Consider the following 15,444-nt stretch of genomic DNA (forward strand, 5'->3'; position numbering starts at 1 on the left):
CCAGAAATCGCACCTGAGTAATCACTTTAGAGGGAAAAGTGATTACTCAGAGCCAAAATTGCCCGCGAGTAATCACTTTGTCAAATCCGGGTCGCCTCAAAGTAGGGACTCAACACTTGAAAGCCCTCAAGGATTGCTGCTATCAGAGTTTCGTCAGTCTCAAACTTAGCCAAATCGGGAATATCATGCTTCACGAGCGCTTTGCGAATGACGCCTGCATCACGCTTCTCTCGCAGTGCCAGGCGGACTTCCTCGGTACCCTCTTCCCGGTGGTTTTCCCCATCCTGCTGTACCAAGTAATACATGCCATCCGAAGCGGGAATATCCAGCACCTGATTCTGGCGCGCCACCGTTTCCGGCACCACACCGCGCTCGATGAAACTGACCTCAACAGAAATGCCCAACCGTCCCTCAAGCGTCAGCAACCGGATAGCAAACGTCGGGTCCAAGCGACTGGCGCCTTCATAATGGTAGTAGCAGAAAAAAAGAGGCCGACCAACCTGGGCCTGATTCATCCAGCCGCTCACTTTTTGCATCGAAAAATCAACCAGCTGCTCATCCACCATCTTAGCCAATATAACAAAAGCTCTCCGCGCTGATTGACCATCCTTCTTGAATATATCCATCTCAGCCATGCGCTCACCAGCCTTCGCCGGCGCAATATATTTTAAATCGCGATAGGTCAAATAATGCGCCATCGCAGCAATATCGATTATCATCCACCACAGCTCCTTTGAGTCATTATAACAAACCAACCTTCGAAATTATGGTATAGTATTACAGACTCTAAAACCGAAGGGGATTGAAAATTATTATGCAAAAAAGTGTCGTACTGGCCGAAAAGCCTTCTGTGGCGCGTGATATTGCACGTGTATTGAAGTGCAACAAGAAAGGCCAAGGCTATTTGGAAGGCGATCGCTATATCGTAACATGGGCATTGGGGCACCTCGTTACTTTAGCCGAGCCGGAGCAATACGATAATAAATACAAAACATGGAACCTCAACGACTTACCGATGTTGCCGAAAGACCTGAAGCTTACCGTCATCCGTCAAAGTGGTAAGCAGTACAATGCCGTGAAACAACAACTTCTCCGCAAGGACGTCAACGAAATCATCATCGCGACCGACGCCGGCCGTGAAGGGGAACTGGTTGCCCGTTGGATTATCGACATGGCAAAAGTCCATAAACCAATCAAGCGCTTGTGGATTTCTTCTGTTACCGACAAAGCCATCAAGGATGGTTTCAACAACCTGAAGCCTGGCAAGCAATACGAAAATCTCTACAAATCTGCCGTTGCCCGCTCTGAAGCAGACTGGTACATCGGCTTGAACGCTACCCGCGCATTGACCACGAAACACAATGCACAGCTAAACTGCGGTCGGGTGCAAACGCCGGTCGTCGCCATCATTGCCAAACGTGAAGAAGAAATCAAGCAATTCCAGCCTAAAACTTACTACGGTCTGGAAGCACGCACCAAAGACGGATTGAAACTGACTTGGCGCGATAAACAAAATAACAGTCGCTCATTCAATCGCGAGCACATTCAAAAATTGCATAAGCAAATCGGTAATCAGGACGCAATAGTCAAAAATATCGACCGTAAGCGCAAATCTACCCCTGCACCAGGGCTTTACGATTTAACGGAACTACAGCGTGATGCCAACCGTCTCTTTGGTTTTTCCGCCAAAGAAACGCTGAACTTGATGCAAACTCTTTACGAGCGCCATAAGCTGTTGACGTATCCGCGGACGGATTCCCGTTACCTATCCAGCGACATCGTTGCGACTTTACCGGACCGTTTGAAAGCAATCGCGATTCCAGCTTACCGCGCGGCTGCGAATAAAATCCAGTCCCAACCGATCAAAGCCAACAAATCCTTTGTCGACAACAACAAGGTTTCCGATCATCATGCCATCATTCCAACCGAGGAAGTCGTGCAGATTCAGAAACTAACCGATCGCGAACGCAAGATTTACGATTTGGTCGTCAAACGCTTCCTGGCCGTTCTGTCCCCGAACCACGAGTGGGAACAAGTCACTTTGGAAGTCGATTTACAGGGCGAAACCTTCTTTGCAAAAGGAAAAACCATCCTTGCTGCTGGATGGCGTGATATTTACAACCACCAGGACGAAGATGAGGAAGAAATAAAAGATCAACTCTTGCCACAGCTACAAATTGGCGCCACACTTCCGATTGATTACGTAACCGAAACAAATGGCCAGACCAAACCACCTGCACCTTTCACGGAAGCGACACTCTTGACCGCAATGGAAAATCCAGCGAAATACATGGATGCCAGCGATCAGAAACTCGCGCAAACCTTAAAAGAAACAGGAGGACTGGGAACAGTTGCGACGCGTGCCGATATTATCGATAAACTATTCAACTCTTTCATGATTGAAAAACGCGGCAATAATATCCATGCTACAGGTAAAGGGCGTCAGTTGTTGGAACTTGTCCCAACCGAGTTGCAGTCACCGGAACTAACGGCCGAATGGGAATTGAAACTTGAAAAAATCGCCAAAGGCCAATTGAACAAGGAAGCTTTTATAGAAGAAATGAAAGCTTACACGACAAAAATCGTCTCAGAAATCAAACAAGACGATACGAAATTCAAACATGACAATATAACCTCGAAACTTTGCCCGGATTGCGGCAAGCCGATGCTGGAAGTGAACGGTAAGAAGGGCAAAATGCTCGTTTGCCAAGATCGTGAATGTGGTCATCGCAAGAACATTTCCCGGATTACGAATGCACGTTGTCCGCAATGCCATAAGAAATTAGAAATGGTGGGAGAGGGCGACGGCCAGATGTTTGTCTGCAAGAATTGTGGTCACCGTGAAAAGCTTTCTGTATTCCAGAATCGCCGAAAACAAGGCAATAAAAAAGCCGATAAACGGGATGTCCAAAAGTTCTTGAAGAACCAGCAAAAAGAAGAGCCAATCAATAATCCATTGTTCGAGGCCCTTAAAGGCCTGAAATTAGACGACTAAAAAAGAACCACTCCTCAACTATGAGGAGTGGTTCTTAAACGTATCCGCTAATAAATAGGGATAAAGCAAGGGGATGAAAAGTGTATATAAAAAGACAATCGTGAAATATAACTTATTATCCGGCAATAACAACAAAACCAGCAATAGAATCGGGATGCGCAAAAACATGACCTTGTCTTGGTCCTTGTAAGTGAGTGTGATTTCCTGATTACAATGCGGACATATAATATGCCAGTGCTTCATTTTATAAAAGGCTTTATAGGTTTGCCAAAACGTTTGCTTCTGGTTGCAGTGCGGACAATGAATCATATATGCTCCCCCTTAAAAGATATTCAGAAATATCATATCACGTAACCACTTGAAAAGCTCATATTTTCACATAACAGCTATGGTCAAGAAAAAGCAAAAAAGAAAACGTTTGAATAAAACGTTTTACATTTTCATGAAAACGCATCATTTTGCAAAGCTTGAACTATATTGCCTATTTTTTTAAAAAGACGCACAAATGCATCAACATGAAGTGTATTGTATTTAATTTAATTTAAGCTATAATTATCTTATGCAATGAAAGCGATTTACAGTTAAGTATCTATCTTTTATTGAAAAAATAATTTCCGAACTGGAAGGAGCTTTAATATGTCACAAAATCAATCTAGTACAACAAGCAATTATCATCGTGCTAAACAGTGGGAGATTGCGTTCTTCTCATTGAACAACTCAGCAACGAACTTATATCTTTTTGCTTTTGGATTCTTGACTTACTATGCAACAGGGGTTGCAGGATTTACGACTTTATTAGTAAGTAACCTATTAGGAGCAGCTCGTCTATTTGATGGTCTTATCGATCCGACAATCGGGGTTGTCATGGACCGCTTCAATACACGTTGGGGTAAATTCCGTCCGCTAATGTTAATTTCTAACATCGGCTTGATTCTATCATTCTTGCTATTGTTCAGTACTCACCGTTTTACGGGAGTAACTCAAACAGTTTTATTCCTAGTAGCACTTGTATTCCATAAAATTGTGTACTCATTCCAACAAACAGTTACTAAAGCAGCACAACCGGCTTTGACTAATGACCCGACACAACGTCCATTGTTCTCTATCTACGATACAGTTTTCAGTTCAATCGGGGTATTTGCTTTAGGTCAAGTTATTGTTTCTAACTTCTTGGCACCACGTCATGGTGGCGAATTTAACACAGCATTCTTTACTGAATTCCTTGGTGGCGTTATGGTCATCTCAGCGGTTCTAACAGTCCTTGCTATTATCGGTATCAGCAGAAAAGACCGCACAGAATACTTTGGTTTAGGTGAAGAAACTGTTGAAACGAAATCACTTAAAGACTACTGGTCAGTCATTAAAGGGAACACGCCATTGCAAGTTCTTGCTTTGAGTGGTGGTATCATGAAATTTAACGCACAGCTAATCGGAGACCAAGCATTCTTGGTAATCTTGTTCGGTATCATCTTAGGTAACTATGGTTTATCTGGACGTATCTCGCTATTGCAAATCATTCCCAACTTGTTGATCGTGGTATTGTTCACACGTCTAGCAACGAAACGTGACTTGAAATCTTCTTACACAATTTCAGTTCTTGTTGCACTAGCGTCATCAGCAATCATGTTGGCAATCTTGTTCTTCTCTGAAGACCCTACACAAATCTTTACGAATGGTGGTTTGTTGTCAACGCTATTCATTATCGGATACATCGGCTTGAAGGTTGGTAACGCATACCCAACATCTATCGTTTTGACAATGTCAGCTGACATTACTGACTTTGAAACAGCACGTTCAGGACGCTTTGTTTCCGGTCTAATCGGAACAGTCTTCTCATTGACTGACTCAATCGCTTCTTCACTAGCGCCAATTGTAATCGGATTTATCGTTGCAGGTATCGGATTTACAGATGGCTATCCAGAAGCAACAGAACAATTAACATCTAACCTTTTAACAGGTGGTTTGTTGATGATCGGTGTTCCAATGGTTCTTTACTTGGTGGTTCTTGTGTTGATCCGCAAATACCCACTTAATAGAGAAGCAATGGACAAAATCCAAATGGATATTGCAGCTAGAAAATCTCATAAAGCATAATAATGTATACGGCCAGAGGCACATGCCTCTGGTCTATTTTTTTGCGCAAGGGTACAATAGAAGAAAATGAACAGGAGGTAGAACGAGATGGATTTACATGGATTGTTAGTACGTTTTATCCCAAATCTAGCAGCTATTATTGAGTTTGTCGGTGTTATCATAATTATCTATGGTGTCACACGTTCGGTATTTTTGTTTTTATTATCGCGTGGGAATTTAATGGCTTCTGATCCCAAATTGGATTTAGCCAAAGCGCTGTCGTACAGTCTAGAATTTAAATTGGCGGCCGAAATCCTGAAGTCCGTTATTATCCAAACGCTGGATGAATTTATCATTTTGGCGGCCATTGTGGTCTTGCGGGTTATTTTAACCGTCGTTATCCACTGGGAAATTGAAACAAGTGAAAAAAGTAAATTGGTGCATCGTTTGGATGAAATGAAAGGAACGGGCAAGAAGCGTGCGAATTGATAAAGTTTTAGAAGAAAAGGGATTCGGATCGCGTAAGGTGGTAAAACGCCTTTTTCAAAGAAAGGTCGTTTTGGTCAATGGTGAAGCAGTCGTGGACGGAAGCTTCAATGTTGAAGAGCGGCTACATCGAGTGACGGTAGCCGGGGAAGAAATCCGTGGTTTTACGCATATTTATTTGATGATGAATAAACCGAATGGCGTGGTAACGGCCATTACAGATGCAACACGAAAGACGGTTTTGGACCTGGTGAAGAAAGAGGATAAAACCGTGGATGTGTATCCGGTCGGGCGTCTGGACCGTGATACGGAAGGCTTGTTACTATTGACGGATAATGGTCAGTTGGGGTACCAGTTACTGATTCCCGACAAGAAAGTTTCGAAAACATACGAGGTGACGACAAAGGAACCACTGGAAACAGAAGATGTGGATAAATTCGCGAGAGGGATTATTTTTATTGGTGGGGAAACATGTAAGCCGGCCCATCTAGAATTGTTGGACGAACACCGTGCACGCTTGACGATTTCAGAGGGGAAATTCCACCAAGTGAAAAAAATGTTCCTGGCGGTCGGGAAAAAGGTCGTTCATTTGAAACGGACTGCCATGGGGCCTTTGGAACTTGATCCAGGGTTGGGATTGGGTGATTATCGCCCGCTATCAGACACCGAGTTGGCATTGCTGAAACCTTATTTTACTTATAAAGGAGGGTAAACGATGCGAAAAAAATACCAACAGATTCAGGAAAAATTACGTGGGTTGGACTTCTCTTCCTTTTGGGACGGGTTCCATTCTTTTCCATTTGCTCTTTACGATGAGGAAACGGTGTATTTGGCTGACAGGGAAATACCGTGGGATGAACGGTTTTTGGCCAACACAGCCATATAGTATGAAGGCAATCAGTTGGCTATTTGGAATATGACGTTTAACGAGAATGAAGATTTAGATTTGTTGGCTGCTAACCTGGTTCATGAAATGTTTCATTGTTTTCAGGCAGAAAAGGGAGAAAGTCGTTATCCTGATGATTTGGAGTTGCTGACCTACCCGCTCGACAGCAAAAACTTTCAAATGAAGGCTGTAGAGAACAGATTACTCGCGGACTTTATCCATTCAAAAGATGAGCAGTTGCTAAGGCAGTTTGTTTATCTGCGTCTTGAGCGTGAGCGTTTGATCGGCCATCACTTTTACAACGAATTGTTAGTGGAAACTGTGGAAGGAGCAGCGGAGTTTGTAGGGCTGCAAGCGCTGAGGCAACTTGCGCCCGAAAAGTACGAGAAGCGTCTGATGTATTATTTAGAGCAGTTGACCCGATTATCCGATGAAATATTTGCGGTCAGGCGTCAAGCATACTATACAGGTACGTTGTTGTTAATTGTATTATCTGAGAAGAAGCACGAAAATTTAGAACATAAAGACCCACTCTATCTATCGTTGATAGCAGACATCGTACCGGAACGGTTTATTTATTCGCTAGAAACAGGGGTAACCGAATTGCTGACCAAAGAAGTGGCGCGGCGAAGAGCCACGCTTGCTTCATTTGACCAAGCTAAGAATCTAACCGGCAAAATAACGGGATACGACCCTATGAATATGTTTAGATTGGATGATTGGCTATATTGTGCCAACTTTGTGAAGATTGGAGATAATTTCTTATCAGGTCCGGTGCTTTTGGAGGTGGAGCCAAGCAGTATCGATCGTGTGCATAAATATTATTTAAAGAAGTGAAACAGTGTATAACGTTTCAGAAGGGCCAATCACTAATTTTCCGAGCAGGAAACTAATGCTATCCTGAAATCCGTTCATCTCGATTTCGTAACCTTGCGACGTTATTTGGTGGATTTTGGATTTCTTGTACGCGATAAGGCGGGAAGCAGTTATACGAAGAAAAAAGTGATTACTCCAAGCCAATGATGGCCGTGAGTAATCACTTTTTGGTTTAAACTGATTACTCAGGGCAAAAAGATCATTTGAGTAATCAGCTTAGCTTATAAAGTGATTACTCAGGTCCCAAAATTCGGTTGAGTAATCACTTTAGTCATCCAGATTTTCAAACTCGTAATGTCCAGCGACGTCGCCGTAGAAACGGTTATAGTGTTTCTTGAATTTTTCGAAAATGTGCTCGAACAAGACCTGGATAATTGCGAAGATTGGAATACCTAAAATCATACCGATCAAACCTAAAAGATTCCCCATAATCAACAAGACAATAATGATTGTTAATGGATGCATCTTCAAGCTCTTGCCGATGATATTTGGTTCAATCAGGTTTCCTTGGATTGTCTGAGCAATTACCCAAACAACAGCCATTTTCAACAGCATGCTGGGCGAGGTAAAGGCAGCGACTACCACCGCTGGAATAATACCAATCGTAGCCCCAATAAAAGGTATAACCGCGGTGATTGTGGCGATAACCGTAAGAGCAAAAGCATAATCCAGTCCGATAATCAGGTACCCTATCAATAAGATTCCACCCAAGCTCAAAGCAACCAACCCTTCACCAACTATATAGGATCCCAGCACTTCAGTCATTCGGTTTCCCAACACATTTAAATCATTCCGCCAAACCGGTGGTGTCATCTTCATGATAAAAGGTTTGAATTTCCCGCGGTCCGTCAGCATAAAGAAGAGAATGATGGGGAACGTTACCAAGACAACCACGACGTTTGAAATGGTGGAAAAGACACTGACAATCCGCTGTGAGGAGTTATTGACCCAGTTCCAAATCATGGCAGGGATATCACCCACGATGGAATCGAATTTTTCAGTGGCGTCGTGATAATAAGATTCAAATGGACTCCCCACAATAAATTCTTCAAATCGACTTGTCAGGGTATCGATGTACTGAGGGAATGCTTCCACAAAGGAAGTTATTTGAGAAACCAGAATGGGAATCAGCGATACAATTCCCCACGTCAACAAAAGTAGAAAAATGATGAAGACGATCGCGGTCCCGAGAGTCCGATTGACCTTACGCTTTTCCAAAAACGTAACGAGCGGATTCAGAATATAAAAGAAAACAATAGCCAGAATAACCGGGGCCACGATAGTTGAAAAAATAACCCGTAACGGAGTAAAAATAAATGAAATTTGATTATAAATCATAACCAAAATTCCCAGCATAATTAAAACAACGAGACTGAAAAGCAACTTATTGCCGCCAAAGAAACGTATGAAGCGCTGGTCGCTAGTGGCGGGAGTTCGCCTTTTTTCTTTTTCAATCATGATAAACACCTCATTATATTCCTTATTTTCCCTTAGTTTAGCATAAGAACAAGCATTATATCTCATCCAAAGGTTGGATATTTTGGTATGATGGTAAAAAAAGGAGTGATAGGATGAAACCATCAATTTATACGCGTACGGGCGACAAAGGGAAGACCCGCATTGGCGGCGGAAAAGCGGTTGATAAAAATGACGCGCGCGTGGATGCTTTTGGCGAAGTGGACCACATTAACTCATGGTGTGGCTTGGTCGAAGCGACATTAGCAAAAGAAAATCATGCGGAAGATGTGCAACAGGATTTGCGGATTATCCAACAATTTTTGTTTGATTGTACATCGGATCTTTCGATTCCCAAAGGACACCGTGAATATAAAATAACAACAGAGCACATTGAATGGCTGGAAGGACGGATTGATGCCTACGATGCAATCCCACCGGAAATTTTGTATTTCATTATTCCGGGTGGGACAGTGGCTGCTAGCTGGCTGCATGTTTTACGCACGGAAACACGGAATGCGGAACGGACGATTGTGAGCTTTATGCAGGCGGATCCGGAAGAAGTGAACCCTTTTGTGTTGAAGTTTGTGAACCGCTTGTCGGATTATTTCTTTGTGGTTGCACGCGTTATGAATGTCCGTAACGATGTGGTCGATGTGCCCTATGAACGTAGTGAGAAAGTCTTCCATGTTTCCCGCGAAAAACGTAATCAGTAGCCTTTCAAAATCGTTCTTGTTAAAATGAAGATGTGTTAAAAAACTTAGTTAGTCATTGAAGGAGGAACCATCATGACCGATAAGGAAAAAGACATCATCGAAACTGAAGAGCCAAAAAAAGGGTACCTATCTCCGGATGAAAACGAAGCATTGTCTCCGGAAGAACAGATTGATAATCCGGACTATAGCCCCGCAGATAAGTTACGCGATATGGTTGCTGTCATAACGGGAGCGGATAGTGGGATTGGTGCTGCGACTGCCGTCGCCTTTGCCAAAGAAGGTGCCAAGTTAGTCCTGACTGATTTAGATAACGAGGAAGATGCGGAAAAAGTGCGGACGCTTTGTGAGAAATACGGCGCCGAAGTCGTTTGGCTGACGGGCGATGTGGGTGACGAGGATTTTGCGCAGACTGTAATTGATAAAGCTGTTCAAGCGTTTGGCCAGATTGATATCTTGGTTAATAATGCCGCGCAACAGTTGCAACAAGAATCAATCATGGATATTACAGCAGCACAACTTGACCGAACCTTCAGAACGAATATTTTTGCCATGTTCTATTTCGTGAAAGCTGCCATGCCGCACTTCACCAAAGGCGCGCGTATCATAAACACTACATCTGTGACGGCATATCGTGGCTCACCGAACTTGCTGGATTATGCCTCCACAAAAGGTGCCATCTTGGCATTCACTCGTTCACTTGCACAGAACCAAGAAATTTTAGATAAAAAAATCCGGGTCAATGCGGTTGCGCCAGGACCTATCTGGACACCGCTCATTCCTGCCACAACTGGACGCGACAAAGAAGAACACGGTGGCGACCAACCGTTAGGCCGCGCCGGAGAATCTTACGAATGTGCGCCAGCCTATGTTTACCTGGCAAGTGACGATTCGAGCTATGTAACCGGCCAAACCATCCATGTTAACGGTGGCGAGATTGTGAACGGATAATAAATCAAAAAAACCTGCAGATTTCTGCAGGTTTTTTTGATTTATTATAATTATTGTCTAAACCATTCCACCCAATACGTCCTCAAGTCCGTTCACGACATCAGAAGCCATCATGCTGTAGCGATTCTTCTTGCTGGCAGCCACATCTCCGGCCAAACCATGAATGTAAACGCCCAACTTCGCTGCCTCGAATGAGTCCATTCCTTGCGCAACCAACCCCGCTAAAATTCCGGTTAAAACATCGCCAGTCCCAGCCGTTGCCATTCCATTATTTCCGGAAGAGTTGATATACCGTTCGTGCCCATGCGCTACCACCGAACGCGCGTCTTTAAGTACATAAACCAAGTCGGTATCTTTCGTACAAATGTCCGCTGTATTCAACAAATCTTCCTGAATTTTATTAACAGGCATATCCATCAACCGTGCCAATTCCAGCAAGTGCGGCGTTAAAATGGTTCCTTTTGGTAATGAATTGTTCAACTCACCCAGGCGTAAACAGGCATTTCCACGCATCAATGGGAAAGTGTTATAAAAATGTGCGGCAACGTTAATCGCATCCGCATCCACAATCAACGGAACATTCGCTTGCAAAGTCACGTAATCCAACAATTTTTTCGATTCATCGGAAACACCAAGTCCTGGTCCCATCACAATGACGCGGGAACGTTTCACGGCTTGTTTGATTTTTTCTTTTTCTTCTGCTTCATCCAATTGATCTGGATTAAATGTCGTTAAAACTGCTTCCGGTAATTGCGTCTGTAAAATTGTTCGATTTGCGTCAACTGTCAAAATCTCAACCAAGCCGGCACCCGTACGATAAGCCGCATGTGCTGATAAATAAGCAGCCCCACTCATATTTATGGCACCTGCCACAATTAACACACGCCCAAAGGTTCCTTTGTTGCTGTAGGCCTGGCGTCTCGGCAAACGCGCCAAATCACTTTTTTCATAGCGATAAAATTCTGAATCAACGGTATCCGCTGCAATGGGTGGGAAACCAATATCAGCCACCACCAAAGTTCCGCAATAAGCACTGCCGGGGAATAGAAGCTGGCCTACTTTTTCTTCACCGAACGTAACCGTGTAGTCAGCTCTGACTGCGACACCTTTTATTTTCCCGTCATCTGCGGAAATACCAGAGGGCATATCGACTGCGAAAATAATGCCTTCATGCGTATTCATTGCTTTGATTATGGAAGTTGTCTCGCCATCCACATCCCGATCCAATCCGATACCAAAAAGGGCATCGACTAAAATCGTATAGTTGGCGAAATTCACTTCGTCCAATGTATTCCAAATGACCATATCCAAATTTTCGACGATTTTAAGTTGTTGCGCTGTTTCTTTTGACAAATATGCAGGATTTCCTGCCAAAAACACGTCCACTTGATAACCGCGATTTAATAAAATACGTGCCACTGCCAGCCCGTCGCCACCGTTATTTCCAGACCCGCATACAATTAAAATAATATCTTCCCTAGAGATGACTTTTTCCATATTGCTCACAACGGCATAGGCTGCATTTTCCATCAAAACAAGAGAAGGAATGCCGATATTATCGATTGCATACATGTCTATTTTTTTCATTTGGGCACTATTTACTAACTTTTTCATTAAAACTCCTCCATTATCAATCGCTCATGTTTAGTATAACACCCTTCGCTTAGAAATTAACACGAAGAGCCGTTACTTTTTTAAACGAAAAAAACAACGCCTCAGCGTTGTTTAAAGGGATAGGAGTTGCAGCTCCTAACAATGTTTATGAAATTTAGGTCTGAAAAGCCATGGCTTTTACTTACATGAATAGCATACTGGAAAAATGTGAAGAAATCTTTTGGATTGTGTAAAATTTTAACGAAAATTCGATTAAAATTACCATAGTCTTTTCAAAGAATCTTTTCTTGCATTTTTTGAAAAGCCATGCTATATTATCCGGAGCAAAGTCCTTTAAAGTGATCCAGAGAGGTCAAGAAGGGTAACAAATCCATATTTGATACCTATAGGTCCTTTTGCGTAGAAAAAGGGCGTTTTTTTATGCCCAAAAACTAGGAGGAATAAGGTATGGCTATTAATCAAAGACCATTATTGTTGGATGTTCACGAAAAACCACCTGTATTGAAAGGAATCTTGTTAAGTTTCCAGCACGTATTTGCAATGTTTGGTGCTACAATTCTTGTACCACTAATCTTAGGGATGCCTGTTTCAGTCGCGTTGTTCGCAAGTGGTATCGGAACGCTCATTTATCAAGTTGCTACAAAATCAAAAGTACCGGTTTACTTGGGATCGTCTTTTGCTTACATTGCTGCCATGGGAGTCGCCATAGAACAAATGGGCGGCGATATCAGTGCCGCACAAACGGGTGTTGTGATGGTTGGTTTGGTCTACGTCCTGGTAGCAGGATTGATCAAATTGATTGGAACAAAATGGATCGACAAATTGTTGCCGCCAATCGTCATCGGACCAATGATCATGGTTATCGGTTTAGGCTTGGCAGGTTCAGCGGTATCTAACGCTGGTTTCGTGGCCGGCGGTGATATCCGTAATATGTTCGTTGCAGTAGCAACTTTCTTGATCACCGCTTTTGTAAATACGAAGGGCAAAGGTTTCTTCAAAATCATTCCTTTCTTAGTAGGGATTGTGGGCGGCTACTTGGTAGCATTTGCCGTCGGTTTGGTCGACTTCACACCTGTACTGGAAGCAAAATGGTTTGAAATTCCAGGTTTCTACTTACCGTTTGAAACAGGTTACTTCCAAACGTATGACTTATACTTCGGACCTGAAGCTTTAGCGCTTGTACCAGTTGCACTTGTAACGATTTCTGAACATATCGGGGACCATACTGTTCTTGGTAAAATCTGTAACCGTCAATTCTTGAAAGAACCAGGCTTGAACCGCACCTTGATTGGTGACGGGGTCGCTACCGCAGTTTCTGCTTTCATCGGTGGACCAGCGAACACAACTTACGGCGAAAATACCGGCGTTATTGGTATGACACGTATCGCTTCGGTATCCATCATCCGTAACGCAGCATTCTTTGCAATCGGAATGAGTTTCCTTGGTAAATTCACAGCTTTGATTTCTACTATTCCAAACGCAGTACTGGGCGGAATGTCTATCCTGTTATATGGTGTTATCGCAAGTAACGGTTTGAAAGTTTTGATTGAAGAGCAAGTAGACTTCGGGCAAGTCCGTAACCTGATCATTGCTAGCTCCATGTTGGTACTGGGTCTGGGTGGCGCAACATTGGAATTGAGCTTCTTGACGCTTTCCGGTACAGCCCTAAGCGCTTTGGCAGGAATTATCTTGAACCTGATTTTACCGCAAGAAGAATCTTATGACCCAAAGGAAGTACCAGAAATTAGTTTGCCAAAAAAAAAAATAGCTGAAGAATTATAATAAATACAAGAAAAGCGAGCCGATGATCGGCTCGCTTTTTGTTTTTACAAAAGCTTGATAATTCTTATCAGCCAATGGTTTCTGGTATAATATAGATAGAAACTAAATAAGGGGATCAACTAAATATGACTGAGAAATTAAGTATTGCCATCGATATGGATGATGTTTTAGCGGGAACCACGGAGAAAATGGTCTTGTCTTATAACGCTTTGAAGCAAACCAACTATGTGCCGGATGATTTGCTGACAATGGATTTAGAGAATCTCTTCGACGAAGTGACGATGGTCCAATTGTTTAACGAAATGAATGCACCGGGTTTTACGCGGGATTTAGTGGTGAAAGAAAATGCCATTGAAGTGGTTGAGGAATTAAATAGTATCTACGATGTCTATATCGCGACTGCTGCCATGGAAATTCCCGGTTCCTTCCAGGATAAATTCGAATGGCTCCAAGAATACTTCCCGTTTTTGGATGTGAATCACTATATTTATTGTGGAAATAAAAAAGTGGTTCGCTCCGATTATTTGATTGATGACAACTTGAAACAACTGCATCAATTCCAGGGGACCGGTATTTTATACACGGCACACTTTAATCAAAAGATCGAGGCGCCATTCACGCGTATTGATAACTGGTTGGATGCCCACACACATTTCGTTGCCAATAAAAAAGACCGGGTTGAAGAAACGCGTGAGCGAAGACTAAAAAATTATGAAAAAATTTTGGCAGCCTTCAAATAAATTCATGGAAAATTCATATCCATCTGATATGATAAATTAGAAAGGAGGGGTATACATGCCTTTTTTATATCCCATTTTTGATAGAACCTATTTCTTAATAATCATTGGTCTCGTTATTTCCCTTGCGGCGCAAGCTTATGTAAAAAGTACCTTTACTAAATACAGTCAAGTTGCCAGCCGGAAAGGATTCACGGCTACGCGAGCAGCGCAATATATCCTGGACCAGTCTGGTATCCATGATGTCCGGATTGAACGTGTTCGTGGCGATTTGACAGACCACTATGATGCCCGTAACAAAGTATTGCGTCTTTCCGACACAACAGCCGATTCTACATCGGTAGCAGCTATTGGTGTTGCAGCTCATGAGGTTGGCCACGCGATTCAAGACCAAGTTGGTTATATCCCATTGCGTTTGCGCCATGGATTGGTGCCACTCGCTAATATTGGTCAAGGTATTTCCTGGCCCATGATTTTGATCGGGCTTATCATCGGGTCGGGTGGACAGTTCTTGGTTCAACTCGGTATTTTGATGTTTGCCATGACGTTTGTGTTTCAAGTTGTGACCTTACCCGTGGAATTCAATGCTTCAAACCGCGCCTTGCAAATTCTTGGCGGGGGAAATATTTTGGAGCGCGATGAAGTTCCTAAAGCAAAAAGTGTTTTAAATGCTGCGGCTTTGACTTACGTCGCTGCAGCAATTATGAGCTTCCTACAATTATTACGATTGGTTCTATTGTTTGGTGGCCGCAGAAGAGACTGATTCATCACCCTGGGGCGCCATTGTCCCCGGGTTTTTCTGTTTTTTCAACACTTATTCTAGTATTCAACTGTTATCCAGTTTTTGTTGTGAATAAGAGCGCTTTTGTAATATAA

General features: G+C 43.0%; 15 protein-coding genes and 1 pseudogene. 12 read left to right on the top strand and 4 right to left on the bottom strand.

The annotated features are described in order from the left end of the window. Positions 1-80 precede the first annotated feature (80 nt). The gene (locus ACTVAI_RS02725) at positions 81-719 is read right to left on the bottom strand and encodes an HI_0552 family protein (RefSeq protein WP_443472558.1); all 639 of its coding nucleotides are present in this window, start codon (positions 717-719) and stop codon (positions 81-83) included. 95 nt (positions 720-814) lie between these two features. On the opposite strand from ACTVAI_RS02725, the gene ACTVAI_RS02730 reads away from it, so the two are divergent. After that, positions 815-2,995, top strand: coding sequence for a DNA topoisomerase III (locus tag ACTVAI_RS02730; protein ID WP_443485823.1), 2,181 nt, complete (start codon positions 815-817; stop codon positions 2,993-2,995). 18 nt (positions 2,996-3,013) lie between these two features. Here ACTVAI_RS02730 and ACTVAI_RS02735 read toward each other — a convergent pair whose 3' ends face one another. After that, on the bottom strand, positions 3,014-3,304 hold the full coding sequence (locus ACTVAI_RS02735) for a TIGR04104 family putative zinc finger protein (RefSeq protein ID WP_443472556.1): 291 nt from the start codon (positions 3,302-3,304) through the stop codon (positions 3,014-3,016). Positions 3,305-3,631: 327 nt separating this feature from the next. Between ACTVAI_RS02735 and ACTVAI_RS02740 the strand changes: the two genes are divergently transcribed. From ACTVAI_RS02740 to ACTVAI_RS02765, 6 genes and pseudogenes are all read left to right on the top strand, one after another. Next, entirely contained in the window at positions 3,632-5,089 is a 1,458-nt protein-coding gene (locus tag ACTVAI_RS02740) for an MFS transporter (RefSeq protein WP_443472555.1), read from the top strand. Between the two features lie 87 nt (positions 5,090-5,176). Further along, positions 5,177-5,557 carry a DUF1622 domain-containing protein gene (locus tag ACTVAI_RS02745; RefSeq protein ID WP_443472554.1) on the top strand — a complete coding sequence of 127 codons (381 nt, stop codon included), beginning with the start codon at positions 5,177-5,179 and terminating at the stop codon, positions 5,555-5,557. Continuing rightward, positions 5,547-6,266, top strand: a complete 720-nt coding sequence (locus ACTVAI_RS02750; protein ID WP_443485824.1) for a 16S rRNA pseudouridine(516) synthase — start codon at positions 5,547-5,549, stop codon at positions 6,264-6,266. Before ACTVAI_RS02745 ends, ACTVAI_RS02750 begins: the two co-directional genes overlap by 11 nt. Before the next feature lie 3 nt (positions 6,267-6,269). Further along, positions 6,270-6,440, top strand: a complete 171-nt coding sequence (locus tag ACTVAI_RS02755; RefSeq protein WP_443485825.1) for a hypothetical protein — start codon at positions 6,270-6,272, stop codon at positions 6,438-6,440. Positions 6,441-6,455: 15 nt separating this feature from the next. Next, positions 6,456-7,277, top strand: coding sequence for a hypothetical protein (locus tag ACTVAI_RS02760; protein WP_443485826.1), 822 nt, complete (start codon positions 6,456-6,458; stop codon positions 7,275-7,277). 48 nt (positions 7,278-7,325) lie between these two features. Next, a pseudogene (locus ACTVAI_RS02765) lies at positions 7,326-7,463 on the top strand (DUF2087 domain-containing protein); the annotation flags it as partial. 120 nt (positions 7,464-7,583) lie between these two features. Here ACTVAI_RS02765 and ACTVAI_RS02770 read toward each other — a convergent pair. Continuing rightward, complete coding sequence (locus tag ACTVAI_RS02770) at positions 7,584-8,774, bottom strand: AI-2E family transporter (RefSeq protein WP_443472551.1); 1,191 nt, start codon at positions 8,772-8,774, stop codon at positions 7,584-7,586. 113 nt (positions 8,775-8,887) lie between these two features. Here ACTVAI_RS02770 and ACTVAI_RS02775 point away from each other — a divergent pair, with 113 nt between their 5' ends. After that, entirely contained in the window at positions 8,888-9,487 is a 600-nt protein-coding gene (locus ACTVAI_RS02775; RefSeq protein ID WP_443472550.1) for a cob(I)yrinic acid a,c-diamide adenosyltransferase, read from the top strand. 72 nt (positions 9,488-9,559) lie between these two features. Further along, on the top strand, positions 9,560-10,435 hold the full coding sequence (locus tag ACTVAI_RS02780) for an SDR family oxidoreductase (RefSeq protein ID WP_443485827.1): 876 nt from the start codon (positions 9,560-9,562) through the stop codon (positions 10,433-10,435). Between the two features lie 57 nt (positions 10,436-10,492). Here ACTVAI_RS02780 and ACTVAI_RS02785 read toward each other — a convergent pair whose 3' ends face one another. Then, positions 10,493-12,049: an NAD(P)H-hydrate dehydratase gene (locus ACTVAI_RS02785; protein ID WP_443485828.1), complete on the bottom strand. Its 1,557-nt coding sequence runs from the start codon at positions 12,047-12,049 to the stop codon at positions 10,493-10,495. A 447-nt stretch (positions 12,050-12,496) separates the two neighbouring features. On the opposite strand from ACTVAI_RS02785, the gene ACTVAI_RS02790 reads away from it, so the two are divergent. The 3 genes from ACTVAI_RS02790 to ACTVAI_RS02800 all read left to right on the top strand — a co-directional run bounded on the left by ACTVAI_RS02790 (position 12,497) and on the right by ACTVAI_RS02800 (position 15,331). Then, positions 12,497-13,831 (top strand): uracil-xanthine permease family protein, encoded by a 1,335-nt coding sequence (locus ACTVAI_RS02790; RefSeq protein ID WP_443472547.1) that lies wholly within the window; start codon positions 12,497-12,499, stop codon positions 13,829-13,831. 125 nt (positions 13,832-13,956) lie between these two features. Next, complete coding sequence (locus tag ACTVAI_RS02795; protein ID WP_443485829.1) at positions 13,957-14,571, top strand: 5' nucleotidase, NT5C type; 615 nt, start codon at positions 13,957-13,959, stop codon at positions 14,569-14,571. A 55-nt stretch (positions 14,572-14,626) separates the two neighbouring features. Next, complete coding sequence (locus ACTVAI_RS02800) at positions 14,627-15,331, top strand: zinc metallopeptidase (protein WP_443472545.1); 705 nt, start codon at positions 14,627-14,629, stop codon at positions 15,329-15,331. Positions 15,332-15,444 lie beyond the last annotated feature (113 nt).

The sequence above is a fragment of the Jeotgalibaca sp. A127 genome (assembly GCF_052266745.1).
Classification (GTDB): domain Bacteria; phylum Bacillota; class Bacilli; order Lactobacillales; family Aerococcaceae; genus Jeotgalibaca.